Source organism: Pseudomonas sp. BC42, assembly GCF_021560055.1.
In the GTDB taxonomy this organism is placed as follows: domain Bacteria; phylum Pseudomonadota; class Gammaproteobacteria; order Pseudomonadales; family Pseudomonadaceae; genus Aquipseudomonas.
Map to the genome: position 1 here is coordinate 286,096 of NZ_CP091067.1, position 15,148 is coordinate 301,243.

14 protein-coding genes are annotated in these 15,148 nt (G+C 62.5%); 6 read left to right on the plus strand and 8 right to left on the minus strand.

The window, feature by feature from the left end; all coding sequences use genetic code 11:
- Nucleotides 1-8: 8 nt before the first annotated feature.
- Nucleotides 9-893 carry a hypothetical protein gene (locus L1O02_RS01355; RefSeq protein WP_060841626.1) on the minus strand — a complete coding sequence of 295 codons (885 nt, stop codon included), beginning with the start codon at nucleotides 891-893 and terminating at the stop codon, nucleotides 9-11.
- Nucleotides 894-1,035: 142 nt separating this feature from the next.
- Between L1O02_RS01355 and L1O02_RS01360 the strand changes: the two genes are divergently transcribed.
- Nucleotides 1,036-1,710, plus strand: coding sequence for a TetR/AcrR family transcriptional regulator (locus tag L1O02_RS01360; RefSeq protein ID WP_060841625.1), 675 nt, complete (start codon nucleotides 1,036-1,038; stop codon nucleotides 1,708-1,710).
- A gap of 70 nt (nucleotides 1,711-1,780) precedes the next feature.
- On the opposite strand, the gene L1O02_RS01365 is transcribed toward L1O02_RS01360, so the two are convergent.
- The 6 genes from L1O02_RS01365 to L1O02_RS01390 all read right to left on the minus strand — a co-directional run bounded on the left by L1O02_RS01365 (nucleotide 1,781) and on the right by L1O02_RS01390 (nucleotide 7,579).
- Nucleotides 1,781-2,098, minus strand: coding sequence for a DUF2388 domain-containing protein (locus L1O02_RS01365; protein ID WP_016966055.1), 318 nt, complete (start codon nucleotides 2,096-2,098; stop codon nucleotides 1,781-1,783).
- Nucleotides 2,099-2,169: 71 nt separating this feature from the next.
- A complete protein-coding gene (locus L1O02_RS01370) occupies nucleotides 2,170-2,619 on the minus strand; it encodes an NfeD family protein (RefSeq protein ID WP_060841624.1) in 450 nt (149 codons plus the stop codon).
- Nucleotides 2,620-2,629: 10 nt separating this feature from the next.
- Nucleotides 2,630-3,550 (minus strand): SPFH domain-containing protein, encoded by a 921-nt coding sequence (locus L1O02_RS01375; protein ID WP_047306628.1) that lies wholly within the window; start codon nucleotides 3,548-3,550, stop codon nucleotides 2,630-2,632.
- Between the two features lie 124 nt (nucleotides 3,551-3,674).
- Complete coding sequence (locus tag L1O02_RS01380) at nucleotides 3,675-5,282, minus strand: methyl-accepting chemotaxis protein (protein WP_108545036.1); 1,608 nt, start codon at nucleotides 5,280-5,282, stop codon at nucleotides 3,675-3,677.
- 77 nt (nucleotides 5,283-5,359) lie between these two features.
- The gene (locus L1O02_RS01385; protein ID WP_235759442.1) at nucleotides 5,360-7,138 is read right to left on the minus strand and encodes a GspE/PulE family protein; all 1,779 of its coding nucleotides are present in this window, start codon (nucleotides 7,136-7,138) and stop codon (nucleotides 5,360-5,362) included.
- A 111-nt stretch (nucleotides 7,139-7,249) separates the two neighbouring features.
- Nucleotides 7,250-7,579, minus strand: coding sequence for a hypothetical protein (locus tag L1O02_RS01390; protein WP_108545038.1), 330 nt, complete (start codon nucleotides 7,577-7,579; stop codon nucleotides 7,250-7,252).
- 123 nt (nucleotides 7,580-7,702) lie between these two features.
- Here L1O02_RS01390 and L1O02_RS01395 point away from each other — a divergent pair, with 123 nt between their 5' ends.
- Nucleotides 7,703-8,173 carry an Lrp/AsnC family transcriptional regulator gene (locus tag L1O02_RS01395; RefSeq protein ID WP_016967645.1) on the plus strand — a complete coding sequence of 157 codons (471 nt, stop codon included), beginning with the start codon at nucleotides 7,703-7,705 and terminating at the stop codon, nucleotides 8,171-8,173.
- 10 nt (nucleotides 8,174-8,183) lie between these two features.
- Here L1O02_RS01395 and L1O02_RS01400 read toward each other — a convergent pair whose 3' ends face one another.
- A complete protein-coding gene (locus tag L1O02_RS01400; RefSeq protein WP_060841620.1) occupies nucleotides 8,184-9,551 on the minus strand; it encodes a CYTH domain-containing protein in 1,368 nt (455 codons plus the stop codon).
- A gap of 159 nt (nucleotides 9,552-9,710) precedes the next feature.
- Between L1O02_RS01400 and argE the strand changes: the two genes are divergently transcribed.
- The 4 genes from argE (at nucleotide 9,711) to L1O02_RS01420 (ending at nucleotide 15,060) form a co-directional block, all read left to right on the plus strand.
- On the plus strand, nucleotides 9,711-10,865 hold the full coding sequence (gene argE, locus L1O02_RS01405; RefSeq protein ID WP_108545039.1) for an acetylornithine deacetylase: 1,155 nt from the start codon (nucleotides 9,711-9,713) through the stop codon (nucleotides 10,863-10,865).
- Between the two features lie 141 nt (nucleotides 10,866-11,006).
- The gene (gene argA, locus L1O02_RS01410) at nucleotides 11,007-12,305 is read left to right on the plus strand and encodes an amino-acid N-acetyltransferase (protein ID WP_016967643.1); all 1,299 of its coding nucleotides are present in this window, start codon (nucleotides 11,007-11,009) and stop codon (nucleotides 12,303-12,305) included.
- A gap of 499 nt (nucleotides 12,306-12,804) precedes the next feature.
- Nucleotides 12,805-14,148 (plus strand): OprD family porin, encoded by a 1,344-nt coding sequence (locus L1O02_RS01415; RefSeq protein WP_016967642.1) that lies wholly within the window; start codon nucleotides 12,805-12,807, stop codon nucleotides 14,146-14,148.
- Between the two features lie 273 nt (nucleotides 14,149-14,421).
- Entirely contained in the window at nucleotides 14,422-15,060 is a 639-nt protein-coding gene (locus L1O02_RS01420) for a peroxiredoxin (RefSeq protein ID WP_060841617.1), read from the plus strand.
- Nucleotides 15,061-15,148 lie beyond the last annotated feature (88 nt).

A 15,148-nucleotide genomic window follows, 5' to 3' on the forward strand; every position in this document is an offset into this window, starting at 1 on the left:
TGGGACTCTCAGGCTGAAGCGGTACCGAACTCGCGATACAGGTCCGGCAGAAAGCTGGCCAGGTGATTGAACTCGCACATGTCGTGAACGGCGAACTCATAGGCCAGGGTTTCCAGCTCGGCTTCGCCGAAACCACTCTCCTTGAGCAGCGCCGAGGCTTTTTCTGCCCCGGGAAAGCGGGCCATCGACGGGTGCGAACCGACCCAGTAGCGGCTGGTCAGGTACATGCCGCCCGGGACCTCCTTGAACAGATGCACCATCAGTGACACCGGCACCTGCGGATGTTCGGCCAGACTCATCAGGGCGCTGACGCTGCCATCGATTTTCGCTTCGCGATACAGGTCGGCGTCCAGGCCCAGGCTGGCCGGCTCCTTGAAATCGATATGCAGGTGCATCAGGCGGTCGCCGACATATTCCGAGGCGCAGAAGGTGTTGCCGTACAAACGCTCTTCGAAACTCAAGGACGCGTCACCCAAGCGCTGGTGGTTCACGCATGGATTGCTCACGTGAGCGTAGGGGAACCACAGGGTGTAGCGCTCCGCTTCCGCGGGGTGCCACATGAACCACCACTTGAACATCTGCGCGCTGCAGCCGGGGAAGAACTTGCGGCTCTGCACATAGGCCATCGGGCCCGGCAGCAGGGCGTAGCCGGATTCTTCGCTGACGAAGTCCGGGTCGAGCAGGCGATTGATGTCCTCCACACTCGGGGTCAGGGTGTCTTTGAGGTCCATGGGGCCTTGCTGGATCTTGCGCACGGCGGACAGCGGCACGCGCATTTCCGAGCGGAAATATTTGGCATAGGGCTTGTTCCTGACCGCGGCCTGGTTGCGTAGGAACAGCTTCTGCATGGGCAGGGAGAAGTAGGTGAAGGGGGTCATGACGCGCGCTTCCATGCTGATATCCTTTGGCTTGACTAGACGAGTGGCCGGCATCTTCCTGTACTCCCTCAAACGTGGTTGCACGAGAAACTGGCGCTTTGTAGCTAAGCAGTGCATAAACAAAAGTCAAATTTGAATTTAACTTAGTGAGAAAGCCATGGCTCTTTCCGCTTCCCCGCAGACGCCTGCGGCCCGTGCACCGCGCCAGGATGGTCAGGCGACTCGCCAGCAGATCCTGGAAACGGCCGGCCAGCTGTTTGCCGAGCTGGGGTACGCCAACACCACCAGCAAGCAGATCTGCGAGAACTCCAAGGCCAACAACGCCTCGGTCAATTATCACTTCGAGAACAAGGACGGCCTGTATCGGGCGGTGTTGCGCGAGGCCCATGACCGCCTGCTGCGGATCGAGACCATGATCACCCTGAGCGAGAGCCAGGACCGTGCCGAGGACAAGCTGCGAGCCATCATCACCGTGCTGATCGAGGGGCTGGCCAACCAGCGCGAGGGCTGGGCGCTGAAGGTGCTGACCCGCGAGCTGCTGTCGCCCTCGTCGGTGTTGCCGGAGGTGCTGGAGCAGCAGGCCTTTCCCAAGGCGCAGATCGTGCGCAACATTCTCGGGCAGATCATGCAATTGCCACCGGACGACCCGGCCACGCTGCGCAGCGCGGTCAGCGTGTTTGCGCCCTGCCTGTTCCTGCTGATTGCCCATGAGCCGCTGACGCGCCATGTGTTGCCCGGGTTGGCGCTCGATCCGCCGGCGTTGATCGAGCACATGATGAGTTACGCCCTGGCCGGCCTGGCTGCCGTGTCTCGGGCTTCGACCCCCGTATAGGCCGTTGTCCGGGCAAAAAAACGCCGACCCAGAGGTCGGCGTTGCTGTTCGGCGATTCCCGGGCCGGTTCTTACTCCTGGGCGACGGCGTTCTTGGCCAGGATGGCGTTGGCCAGTTCCATGTCGGTGGCTTTGAGGCCGGGGTTGTCGGCGCGGACTTTCTGCATGGCGGCTTCCAGGTAAGGGCCGCGGATGCTGCCTTCGCTGGCCACGAAGCTACCGGCGTCGTCCTGCGCGGCGACGATCAGTTTGTGATCCTTGAAGGTCAGGTAGGTGGAACCGGTGGTGGCACCGGAGGAAATGACGTTACGCCAGAAGGTGTCGGCCATTGCCGAACCAACGGGAAGGGAAAGCAGGGCAAGGGTGGCGACAGCTATTTTCAGACGCATGATGGGTGACTCCAACTGGGGGGTATCTGCACAGTTTGATTCTAGATACCCCAGCGGAGTTCCGTGACCCGTCAGTCAAGGTTTTCGACCAGCAGGACGGCGCCCTCCTGGCCTATCACCCGCACCCGGGCCCCCACCGGCGCGTCGGCGCCCTTGGCGATCCACACCCCGTCGGCGACCTTGATCCGGCCGCGGCCGTCGATGATCGCCTGGTGCACGACGAAGGTCTTGCCGATCAGTTCCTGGCCCCGCAGGTTCAGGTTCGGCTGGTCGCTGGGGCGGACCACGCTGCGCTGGCGTCGCCACCAGTACAGGGCCGTCAGCACCGACAGCAGGCCGAACAGGAAAAACTGCACCTCCCAGGACAGCCCGGGAATCAGGAAGGTCAGGGCCCCGACGAAAGCGGCTGCCAGTCCGATCCACAGCAGGTAGCCGCCGGCGCCGAACACCTCGAAGATCAGCAGGAGGGTGCCCAGGGCGAGCCAGTCCCAGAACGACAGGGTTTGCAGGTATGCCAGCATGGTGCGTGCCTCAGCCTTTCTTGCCGTCGAACGTGGCCTTGACGATTTCGCCAATGCCGCCCACGGCGCCGATCACCTGACTGGCCTCCAGCGGCATCAGAATCACCTTGCTGTTGTTGGCCGCCGCCAGCTTGCCCAGGGCATCGATGTACTTTTGCGCCACGAAGTAGTTGATCGCCTGAACGTTGCCGCTGGCGATCGCCTCGGACACCACCTGGGTCGCCCGGGCTTCGGCTTCGGCTTGACGCTCCCGGGCTTCGGATTCGAGGAACGCCGCCTGGCGCTCGCCCTCGGCTTCCAGAATCTGCGCCTGTTTCTTGCCTTCGGCCGTGAGGATGGCCGCCGCCCGCAGGCCTTCGGCTTCGAGGATCTGTGCGCGCTTGACCCGTTCGGCCTTCATCTGCCCGGACATGGCCGCCATCAGGTCGGCAGGAGGGCTGATGTCCTTGATTTCGATCCGGGTGATCTTGATGCCCCAGGGCGCGGTGGCTTCGTCGACGGTGCGCAGGAGTTTCTCGTTGATGCCGTCACGCTGGCTGAGCATCGCGTCCAGTTCCATGGACCCGAGCACGGTGCGGATATTGGTCTGCAGCAAGTTGCGGATGGCGTGCTCGAGGTTGTTGACCTCGTAGGCGGCCTGGGCCGTGTTGACCACCTGAAAGAAGCACACGGCGTCGATTTGCACCGTGGCGTTGTCGGCGGTGATGACTTCCTGGGGAGGGATGTCCAGCACGCTTTCCATGACGTTGATCTTGCGACCGATGCGGTCCATCACCGGAATGATGATGTTCAGCCCCGGCTTGAGGGTGTTGGTGTAGCGGCCGAAGCGCTCCACGGTCCATTGATAGCCTTGGGGCACGACCTTGAAGCCCATGAACACCAGGGCCACCGCCAGGGCGACGAAAAGTAACAGTACGCTTCCGATCTGCATCACATTCACCTGCTCAGTCATTGCTCAAGGGGACGGCGAGCACGAGTGTAGGGGGCTGCCCGTTCTGGCGTTGGGATACCTGGGCCCTTGCATCATCAGGACACACAACACCGCTTCGATCCGCTCAAAGCTGGAAGCGGGTGACCGACGTCTGCAAAGTGGCCACGGAGTTTTCCATCTGCTCCACCGTGAGGGTCAGGTCCCGCATGGCCTGGCTGTTGCGCCGTGCCACCTGGCTGATCATTTCCACCCGCTGGGCCACTTCGCTGCCGGCCTTGGACTGTTCGCCGATGGTGTGGGAAATCTCTTCCACCATCAGTGCCGAGCGCTGGGCGCCCTGGCGAATCTCGTTGATCGACGTCCCCGCCTGTTGGGCCATGTGCACTCCGTCGTTGACCCGGCTGACCCCGGTTTGCATGCTGCTGACCGCCTGTTCGGTGGTTTCGCGGATGCGCTGGATCATGCCGGTGATCTCCCGGGTGGATTGCGCGGTGCGCGCCGCCAGGTTGCGCACCTCGTCGGCGACCACGGCAAATCCGCGTCCGGCCTCGCCGGCCCGGGCCGCCTCGATGGCGGCGTTCAGGGCCAGCAGATTGGTCTGCTCGGCAATGCCATTGATCACCTGGATGATCGAATGGATCTCTTCCGAGGACTGTCCCAGGGCGGTGATGCTCTGGGACGAATTGTTCACCGCTTCGGCAATGTGGCTCATGCCGTCCACCACCCCGAGGATGACCTGGCCACCGCTGCCGGCCAGGGATTCGGACTGGGCGGCGATGCTCTGGGCGTTGCGCGCATGCTCGGCAACCTGGGCAATGTTGCTGATCATCTGTTCCATGGCGGCGGCCATGTTGGTGGCGCCGTCGGCCTGCTCGGTGGCGCCGTCGGCAATGCCCAGTGAGGTGTCGCTGAGGCTGTGGGAGCGTCCTCGCAGCTCCTCGCTCTCGTGGCGGATGGTGGTGATCATCTGCCGCAGGTTGTCCTGCATTTCACCCAGGGCTTGCTGCAACTGCCCCGCTTCGTCCCGGCTGTCGATACTGATGACGGTGGTCAGGTTGCCCTGGGCGATGGCCCGGGCGGTGGCGACGGACTTCTCCAGGGGCTTGAGTACCCGGATGAGCAACTGGCGGGTCAGCAGGCACAGGATCAGGGCGGCAATCAGGCTGCCGCCAATCAGCCACCCGGCCGCCTGGCGCACGGCATGTTCACTGTCCTGGCGAGTTTGGGCGGAGCTGGCTTCGATCTTGCTGCTCAGTGCCGTGTTGCGGGATTCCACTTCGCTGAAGCGCTGGGAAAACTCCTGCATGTGCTGGCGTGCCGCCTGCGGATCCTTGAGGGCCTGTTCGGCGATGCTTTCGGCGGCATGAATGTAGCTCTCCAGGACCGGCTGCAGCTCGCTGATGGCATCGCGGATATCCGGCGCCAGGGGCAGTTTGGCGTTTTCCGCCAGCGCCTTGCGGAACCAGTCGCCGTGTTCCCGCAGGCTGCTACGCACCTCCTCGCCGGCCGCAGTGTCGCCGGGTTCGCTGCTGAGCGCCTCCAGCACATCGGCCCGCAGGGCGTCGTGCATCATGTCCGCCTCCAGGTGGTTGCGCAGGGCGCTGGCATTGAGTTCATTGTCCTGCAGGGCGCCGGCCAGGCGCGATTGTCCCCACAGACCGAGGCCCGCCACCAGGGCAATGGCCAGTAGGCTGAGAACCCCGGAGGCGATCATGTTTTGACGAATATTCATGCCTGGCTTCCTGCTCGTTTTGGCGGTAACTGAAGCGTAGTCCAGCGCTCGCGGTTCGCCGCTGGTCGAGTGCTCGGTTATCCGCCCGGGTTCTGCGGCGTGACCCGCAATACCTCCTCGAAACTGGTCAGGCCTTCGGCGAGTTTGCGTGCGGCGGCCTGGCGCAGGCTGTGCATGCCGTCCTCGGCGGCCTGACGGCGCAGATCGGCGAGATCGAGGTCGCTTCGGATCAGGGCCCGGAGCGCGGCGCTCAAGGGCATGACTTCGTAGACCGCAGTGCGTCCGTGGTAGCCGGTGCCCCGACACTCGGCGCAGCCCACGGCGCGCATGCTCTGGCGCGGTGGTGGCGCTTGCCGGGGATGGATCAGGTTCTGCCAGTCGTCGCTGGCGAGTGCGGCGGGGGCCTTGCAGTGTCGGCATAGGGTGCGTACCAGGCGCTGGGCCATGACCCCGACCAGGGTGGCCCTGAGCAAATAGTGCGGCACGCCCAGTTCCAGCAGGCGGCTGATGGCGGCCGGGGCGTCGTTGGTGTGCAGGGTGGACAGCACCAGGTGCCCGGTGAGCGCGGCCTGGATGGCCATTTCCGCTGTTTCCAGATCACGGATCTCGCCGATCATGATGATGTCCGGGTCCTGGCGCATCAGGGCCCGTACGCCGCTGGAAAAACTCAGGTCGATGTTGGGCTGGACCTGCATCTGGTTGAATGCCGGTTCGATCATCTCGATCGGGTCCTCGATGGTGCAGAGGTTGATTTCAGGCGTCGCGAGCTGCTTCAGGGTGGTGTAGAGGGTGCTGGTCTTGCCCGAACCGGTGGGCCCCGTGACCAGGATGATGCCGTGGGCCTGGGAGGTCATGGCCTGCCAGCGGCTCAGGTCGTCGGCGCCAAAGCCCAGTTGGTCGAAGTCCTTGAGCAGCACCTGGGGATCGAAGATGCGCATGACCAGTTTTTCGCCGAAGGCCGTGGGCAGGGTCGACAGGCGCAGCTCGATTTCGCTGCCTTCGGGAGGGCGGGTCTTGATCCGGCCGTCCTGGGGCTTGCGCTTTTCTGCGACGTTCATGCGTCCCAGGCTCTTGAGGCGGCTGACCATGGCCAGGGTGACCTGGGGCGGAAACTGATAGACGTTGTGCAGCACACCGTCGATGCGAAAGCGCAGGGTGCCGTGTTCGCGGCGTGGTTCGATATGAATGTCGCTGGCCCGTTGCTGGAAGGCGTACTGGAACAGCCAGTCGACGATGTTGACGATGTGGGCGTCGTCGGCATCCGGTGCCTGATCGTTGGCTCCCAGCTTGAGCAGTTGTTCGAAGCTGCCCGGGCCGCTGGTCTTCTGTTCGCTGCTGGCGCCGCTGACCGACTTGGCCAGGCGATAGAACTCCAAGGTCAGGCGCTGGATATCCGCCGGGCTGGCCACGACCCGGCGGATCGGGCGCTTGAGCACATGGACCAGATCGGCCTCCCAGCCCCTGACATAGGGCTGGGCGCTGGCCACGGTAACGCTGTGGGCATCCACCGCCACGGCAAGGATCTTGTGCCGTTGGGCGAAGGCGAAGGAGATCAAGGGGGTGATGCCGGCCACGTCGATCCGTAACGGATCGATGCGCAGGTAGGGCTGCCCCGCCTGCCGCGCCAGCCAGGCGGTGAGGCTGTTCAGATCCAGGTGTTGCCCAGGGTGCTGTCGGTCGGGCAACTGCCGGCTGGCGATGAACTCAAGAGGATGCAGGCTCGGGTCGGCCCCCTGGCGAGCGGCGCTCATGGCCTGTTCGGCGGCGTCCTGGCTGATGCGCTGCTGGGCCAGCAGCTCACTCAGCAGCTCGCTGAGATCCAGCCAGCGGTCCGGGGACACCTGGGCGGCGTTCATGGGGACTCCTCGGCAGCGTGGCCCAGAGTCGGGTCTCTGGTCGCAAACTGCCAAGAATAGTCGCATCGGACGGCATGGCCGCCGGCCAAGGGTTGCAGGGTTTTACCGGCCTCAGCCAGCGGCCTGCAGGCGCGAGGCCTCCACCAATTGCAGCTCCACCGAGCTGACACTGATCAGGTTGCGCAGCTTGTCGCCGATCACCCGGGCCCGGTGCCAGCTCAGGCCCTCGAGCTCCACTTCCATATGCAGCGTGTCGTCCTGCTGGATGACCGCGACCCGGTGCGGCACCAGGAGCTGCAGGGCGAAATGGTTGAGTACCCGGCACAGCACGTCGGCCTCGACATCGGCGAGCAGCTGGTAGTGCACGTGGCACGGGGCATTGTCGGGGTTCCAGACATCGGCGCGGGTCGCAGGGCTCGGGGCGGGGCTGTGAAAGGGCATGGCGGTCTCCAGGTCAGTGGAGAAATTTTTACATTCGGTTTCGGGTTTTTCTTATCTAAGATGCAGACAATTCGCCTGTTTTCGAATTAGATAATTCGACTTTTAATAATTTGGGGGTTGATTATGCAAAGCGAGCTGGATGCCTACGATCGTCGGATCCTGGCGTTGCTGCAAGACGACGCGTCGCTTTCCAGCGCCCAGATTGCCGAACAGGTGGGGTTGTCCCAGTCGCCTTGCTGGCGACGGATTCAGCGCATGAAGGATGAAGGGGTGATTCGCGGCCAGGTGACCTTGCTCGACCGCAAGAAGATCGGCCTGAACACGCAGATCTTTGCCGAGGTCAAGCTCAACGCCCATGGACGCTCCAACTTCACCGAGTTCACCGAAGCCATTCGCGGTTTTCCCGAGGTGCTGGAGTGTTATGTGCTGATGGGGGCGGTGGACTTCCTGTTGCGCATCGTGACGGCGGATATCGAAGCCTACGAGCGGTTCTTCTTCGAGAAGCTGTCCATGGTGCCCGGCATTCAGGAGGTGAACTCGATCGTCGCCCTGTCGGAGATCAAGTCCACCACCAGCCTGCCGGTATTGCGCTGAGGGCGAGCGATTACAGGCGCAGCAGGGTCTTCCAGGCGCGGTTCTGGAACACCGCGATGGCTTGCTGCTTGCGAGCATCGAGGGCTTCGTCGGTGATCGGTTCGTTGGCCAGTTGGGCCAGCTTGTTCAGTTCACCGTAGAGGCGGTCCAGCTCGGCGATGTCCAGTGCGGCGCGGGCATGGTGCAACCAGGCCTGGATGCGTTCGATCCGTGGCAGTTGCTCGGCCAGGTCTTCGGGCTGCTGCTGGTAGCGCGGCAGTTGCAGCGAGGTGGCTTCTTCGGCCAGCAGGCGTGGCAGCCAGCTGCCCAGTTGCGCCGCGCCCTGGCGGTTGCCACGGGTGTTGCGCTCGGCAGTCCAGGAGCGGGCCAGCAGCCAGCGCGAAGTGTTCAGGGAGAACAGGCCCCAGCGCACGTCCTGCAGCTCTTCGATGAATTGCTCCGGCGCGGCCTTGCGCACGTCTTCATCGTCGAGGCCGGCTTGCACCAGCGGGCGCCAGTCTTCCAGCAGGGCATCCAGGGCACTGCGCAGTTCGGCAGTGGACTGGCGCGGCGCGGCCTGGCCCAGGCTGCTGGCCAGGGCCCGCAGTTCGGCGAGGTTGTCCACCCAGTCCTGCAGCAGGCGCCAGTGGCCGTTGAAACGATACTGTTCGGCCAGGCGCTGGCTGCTGCCCAGCAGATGCCAGGCCAGGGCGGCGAAAGCGTCGTCCAGCGGGGTTTCGGCGCTCAGCTGTGGCGCCGGCAGGCTCAGGGAGTAGCTGCCGGCATCGAACAGGCGATAGCCGCGCTCGGCCTTGCTGATGTCGCAGGGCATCAACGGCAGGGTGAGGGCCAGTTCCGCGGCCAGTTCCAGAAGCGCGGCCGGTTCGCCTTCGCGCAGTTCCAGCTCCAGCTCGCAGATTTCTTCCTTGTGCTTGCCGGCAATCACCTGGCCCAGGTCCAGGGCGGCTTCGATCACCACCTTGGTCTTGCCCCGGCCCCAGGCGATTTCTGCACGCTCGCGGACAAAGTCGGTGGTGAACAGCGGCTTGAGGGTCTTTTTGTCCAGCTCGGCGAGGGCGTCGGGCCAGCATTCGCCGTCGAGTTTCTTCAGGTCGAGCTTGGCCTTGGCCAGTTGCCAGTCGTATTCGTTGCGCTCGGACAGGCCGGCGACGCTCTGGCCGCTGGTCTTGAGGGTCTGGATCACCGCGTCACCGTCGCGGCGCAGGCGCAGGGCGACTTTGGCCCGGGCCAGATCGCGTTCTGGGGTGTCGAAGTACTGGTTCATCAGCTCACGGCGTTCCCAGCCACTTTTGTTGCGTTTTTTCAGGAGCGGGTGCTCGCGCAGCGCGGCGAGGGTTTCGCGGCTGACGCGGAGTTTGATTTCGGTTTCTTTCTGCATGGCCGGAAAATCCAGGATCGGGAGTGCAGCCGGAGGAAGAGTTGGCTGCCAAGGCCGTGCAGTGTACAGGACCGGGCGCGTGGAGGCGCCACGACGGTTCCTTCCTCTCGCCCGATGCCTCTATGATGCTGCTCATCTTGGGATTTCCGGAGCCAGCTCATGCCATTGCCGTCCTTGAAGGAGCAGTTCGCCGCACTGATCGCCGCGCCGTCGGTGAGCTGCACCCAGCCTGCGCTGGACCAGTCCAACCGTGAGGTGATCGACTTGCTGGCCGGCTGGCTCGGCGACCTGGGGTTCAACTGCGATATCCAGCCGGTCAGCCCCGGCAAGTTCAACCTGCTGGCCAGCTACGGCAGTGGTCCTGGTGGACTGGTGCTGGCCGGGCACAGCGACACCGTGCCGTTCGACGCCGCGTTGTGGCAGACCGATCCGCTGAAACTGACCGAGGTCGACGGCCGCTGGGTCGGTCTGGGCAGTTGCGATATGAAGGGCTTCTTCGCCCTGATCATCGAAGCAGTGCGGCCTTTGCTCGAGCAGCCGTTCAAGCAGCCGCTGCTGATCCTGGCAACTTGCGACGAAGAGAGCTCCATGGCCGGGGCGCGGGCCTTGGCGGAAGCCGGGCGTCCCCTGGGGCGCGCGGCGGTGATTGGCGAACCCACGGGGCTCAAGCCGATCCGCCTGCACAAGGGGGTGATGATGGAGCGCATCGATATCCTCGGGCGCAGCGGGCACTCCTCCGACCCGAGCCTGGGACGCAGTGCCCTGGAAGCGATGCACGACGCCATCGGCGAGCTGCGGGGGCTTCGGCTGCTGTGGCAACGCGAGTACCGCAATCCGCAGTTCAGCGTGCCGCAGCCGACCCTGAACTTCGGCTGCATCCATGGTGGCGACAATCCCAATCGCATTTGTGGCCAGTGTTCCCTGGAGTTCGACCTGCGCCCCTTGCCAGGCATGGACCCGCAGCTGTTGCGCGAGGCCATTCGTCAGAAGCTGGCGCCGATTGCCCAGCGCCATGGAGTGCAGATCGACTATGCCCCGCTGTTTCCCGCCGTGCCGCCGTTCGAGCAGCCCGAGGACGCGGAGCTGGTGCGGGTGGCGGAGCGGTTGACCGGGCATCGCGCCGAAGCAGTAGCGTTTGGCACCGAAGCGCCTTATCTTCAGCGCCTTGGCTGCGAGACCCTGGTGCTCGGTCCGGGTGATATCGCCTGTGCCCACCAGCCGGGGGAATACCTCGAAATGTCACGCTTGCAGCCTACCGTGCATCTATTACGAGAATTGATCGAACATTACTGCCTGACACCGGCCCAGCTTTAAGTAAATTGCCGGTGTTCCTGTCCGTACCCATTGAGGAGAGTAAGCGTGTTGCCAAGCCTGTTCCGACGATAACCATCAGCCCGCCGTGCGTTTTCCGTTTCGTCCTTTTATAGGCTGCTATTTATTTACAGGCTCAGGTTCATGCCCGAATACGTCAATTGGCTTCGCCACGCGTCTCCCTACATCAACGCTCACCGGGATTGCACCTTTGTGGTCATGCTCCCCGGCGACGGTGTTGAACACCCCAACTTCGGCAATATCGTTCACGACCTGGTGCTGCTGCACAGCCTGGGGGTGCGTCTGGTGCTGGTGCACGGTTCCCGCCCGCAGATCGAAGCGCGCCTGGCGGCTCGTGGCCTGACGCCGCATTACCATCACGGCCTGCGCATCACCGATGCGGCGACCCTGGAGTGCGTGATCGACGCCGTCGGCCAGCTGCGCATTGCCATCGAGGCGCGCCTGTCCATGGACATGGCTTCTTCGCCGATGCAGGGCTCGCGGTTGCGGGTGGCCAGCGGCAACCTGGTGACGGCGCGTCCGATCGGGGTGCTGGAAGGCGTCGATTTCCATCATACCGGCGAGGTACGCCGGGTCGATCGCAAGGGCATCAACCGCCTGCTGGATGAACGCTCCATCGTGCTGCTGTCGCCCCTGGGTTATTCGCCCACCGGTGAAACCTTCAACCTGGCCTGTGAGGACGTGGCGACCCGTGCCGCCATCGACCTGGGTGCCGACAAGCTGCTGCTGTTCGGTGCCGACCCCGGGTTGCTGGATGAAAACGGCAAGCTGGTGCGCGAACTGCGTCCGCAACAGGTGCCGGCCCACCTGCAGCGCCTGGGCAGCAACTACCAGGCCGAACTGCTGGATGCCGCCGCCGAGGCCTGCCGTGGCGGGGTGGGGCGCAGCCATATCGTCAGCTATGCCGAAGATGGCGCACTGTTGACCGAGCTGTTCACCCGTGATGGTGGCGGCACCCTGGTGGCCCAGGAGCAGTTCGAGCGGGTGCGCGAGGCGGCGATTGAAGACGTCGGCGGGTTGCTGGATCTGATCAGTCCGCTGGAAGAGCAGGGCATCCTGGTGCGGCGTTCCCGCGAGGTGCTGGAGCGCGAGATCGAACAGTTCAGCGTGGTCGAGCGCGAGGGCATGATCATTGCCTGCGCGGCCTTGTATCAGATTGCCGATTCCGATGCCGGCGAACTGGCCTGTCTGGCGGTGAACCCGGAATATCGCCATGGCAAACGTGGCGATGAACTGTTGGAAAGGATCGAGGCCCGGGCCCGGGCCCAGGGCCTGAAAACCTTGTTCGTTCTCACCACCCGCACCGCGCACTGGTTCCGTGAGCGGGGCTTTGTGCCCAGCAGCGTCGAGCGCCTGCCGTCGGCCAGGGCTTCGCTGTACAACTATCAGCGCAACTCGAAGATCTTCGAGAAGGCTCTCTGAGCCTTCCGCTCGTCCCGCAAACGGCAACGCCTCGGTCCCTGGATCGAGGCGTTGTGCTTTGTGGACATGTCAGAAAAATTTCATTTCGATACAAAAACTGTAACAAATTGACGGGAGGATAGGCTCTTAGCCATGATTGCGTCGCTTTTTTGATCCTGTTTGACGTTTTGCGCCCAAAACGCATCGGATCATGGGCCGCGGGAGTGGGAAAAATCTTTTCAGTCATAAGCTCGTGAGCGTCTACGCTGGGACGTTCAGCGTATTAGTGGCGAGCTTTATTCCTGAAAGGCATGAAAAAGAATTAAACAATTCTTTTTGGGTTTATGAGTAATTCATTACCCTGCAGGGACCAAATTACGGCGATTAGACCATGGTCGTAGACACAGATCGTTACGATTGACTTATCAGTCACGGTCTGGCGCTAATCGCGCATCTGTGGCACCCGGGCGTTCGATCCGGGGCCAGGAACCACAAGAATTAGAAACGAGAGGAGCGAAACATGAACAAGTCCACCTTGGCCCTGGCTGTGGCCGTAGGGGTTTTGGCGCAGCAGGCAGGCGCCGCCGGTTTCATCGAAGACAGCAAGGCCACCTTGGGGCTGCGTAACTTCTATATCAATACCGATAACCGTGATGGCCACCCATCCGCTACGTCTAACACTCGTAGCAAGAATGCGGAGTGGGGCCAAGGCTTCGATCTGCGCTTTATCTCGGGCTACACCCAAGGCACTGTCCAGTTCGGTGTGGATGCTATTGGTCTGTATGGCGTGCGACTGGACTCTAGTCGTGCTAACCACGGGAACTACACTGGCACAGCCTCTGGTGGCACTGTATTCCCAAGCGATGGCAACGAGGCTGTTCATGATTTCGCCAGCCTGGGTCTGACCGGCAAGGTCAAGATTTCCCAGACCGAGCTGAAGATCGGCACCCTGATGCCGAACAACCCGGTGATCAAGGCCAACGATGGTCGTCTGCTGCCACAAACCTTCCAGGGTGGCCAGATCACGTCGAACGAGATCAAGGACCTGACCCTGACCGCGGGTCAGATCGAACACGCCAAAGGGCGTAACTCGAGCAACAACGAAGGCCTGTCGATTGCGAACGCTAATGCCAGTTCCAACTACGACAAGGGCGAGTTCACCAACAAGTTCTACTACGCGGGTGCCGACTACAAGGTCACCAAGGATCTGACAGCGTCGTACTACTACGGCGAGCTGAAAGATTTCTACACCCAGAACTTCCTGGGTCTGGTGCATAACTGGGCTATCGGCCCTGGCGTTCTGAAAAGCGACCTGCGTTACTACCGCAGCCGTGATACCGGTGCCAATGGTGATACCGCGTCCTACTACACATCTGGTTACTACGGCGGTAGCGTTACCAAAGGCAAGGTCGACAACAACCTGTACAGCTATCTGGCTTTGTACTCGGTTGAAGGTCACACCTTTGGCGGTGGCTACCAGTACACCAATGGCGACAGCGACTTCCCTTGGCTGAACCAGGGTGACGGTTCGTCCGCCAGCATCACCACTGACATGCAGATCCAGAAGTTCGCCCGTGCTGGCGAGCGCACCTGGCAGGCTCGTTACGGTTATGACTTCGCCAAGCTTGGTGTACCTGGCCTGACAGCGAACGTTGTTTACCTGCGCGGTAACAACATCCAGACCACTGTTGGCGACAAGACCGAGTGGGAGCGCGACCTGACCGTTGCCTACGTTATCCCTGAAGGTCCGCTGAAGAACCTGGGCTTTGCGTGGAAAAACGCCATGTGGCGCACCGACCTGGCCAGTACTCGTTCCCAAGACGAAAACCGCCTGATCGTCAGCTACTCGATCCCGCTGCTGTAATAGCGTGATAAAGCCTCGCCCGGCGCAATGCCGGGCGAGGTATTGCTTCAAGTCAGGCCCACCCCCGTGAGCCCTTCCTGATTTCCCCTCTTTGTACAGCGACTCAAGGCCTTCTCGAACCTTGTTGAGAAGGGTGGTCTTCGCCGGTGCGCGCGTCCAGTGAAGAGATTTTTAATATTCTTTGTAGTTCTTAATAAATCGATATTTATTCTTTTTAAATAAGCTCAGGCGCAGGCAGAGTAGCTCCATCACGCACTCACAGGAGCAGCAGCCATGAGCCTCAGACTGGGCGATATCGCCCCCGACTTCGAACAGGATTCCAGTGCCGGCAAGATTCGTTTCCACGAGTGGCTGGGCGACAGCTGGGGCGTGCTGTTTTCCCACCCGGCGGACTTCACCCCGGTGTGCACCACCGAGCTGGGCTTCACCGCCAAGCTCAAGGATGAATTCGCCCAGCGCGGGGTGAAAGCCATTGCCCTGTCGGTGGACCCGGTGGATTCCCATCACAAGTGGATCGAAGACATCAACGAAACCCAGAACACCCGGGTCAACTTCCCGATCCTGGCGGACGCCGATCGCAAGGTGTCGGACCTCTACGACCTGATCCACCCCAATGCCAGCGACACCCTGACCGTGCGTTCGCTGTTCATCATCGACCCGAACAAGAAGATTCGCCTGACCATTACCTATCCGGCCAGCACCGGGCGCAACTTCAACGAAATTCTCCGGGTCATCGACTCGCTGCAACTCACCGACAACTACAAGGTGGCCACGCCGGCCAACTGGCAGGACGGTGACGAAGTGGTGATCGTGCCTTCGCTCAAGGATGAAGACGAGATCAAGCGCCGCTTTCCCAAAGGCTATCGCGCAGTGAAGCCTTACCTGCGCCTGACTCCACAACCCAATCGCTGACCCGCTCACCGCTGCAGGGGCCGGCTTGCCGGCGAAGGCGGCGGTGAGACCGGTGCAAATTTCGCCGATCCTTTCGCGGGCAAGCCCG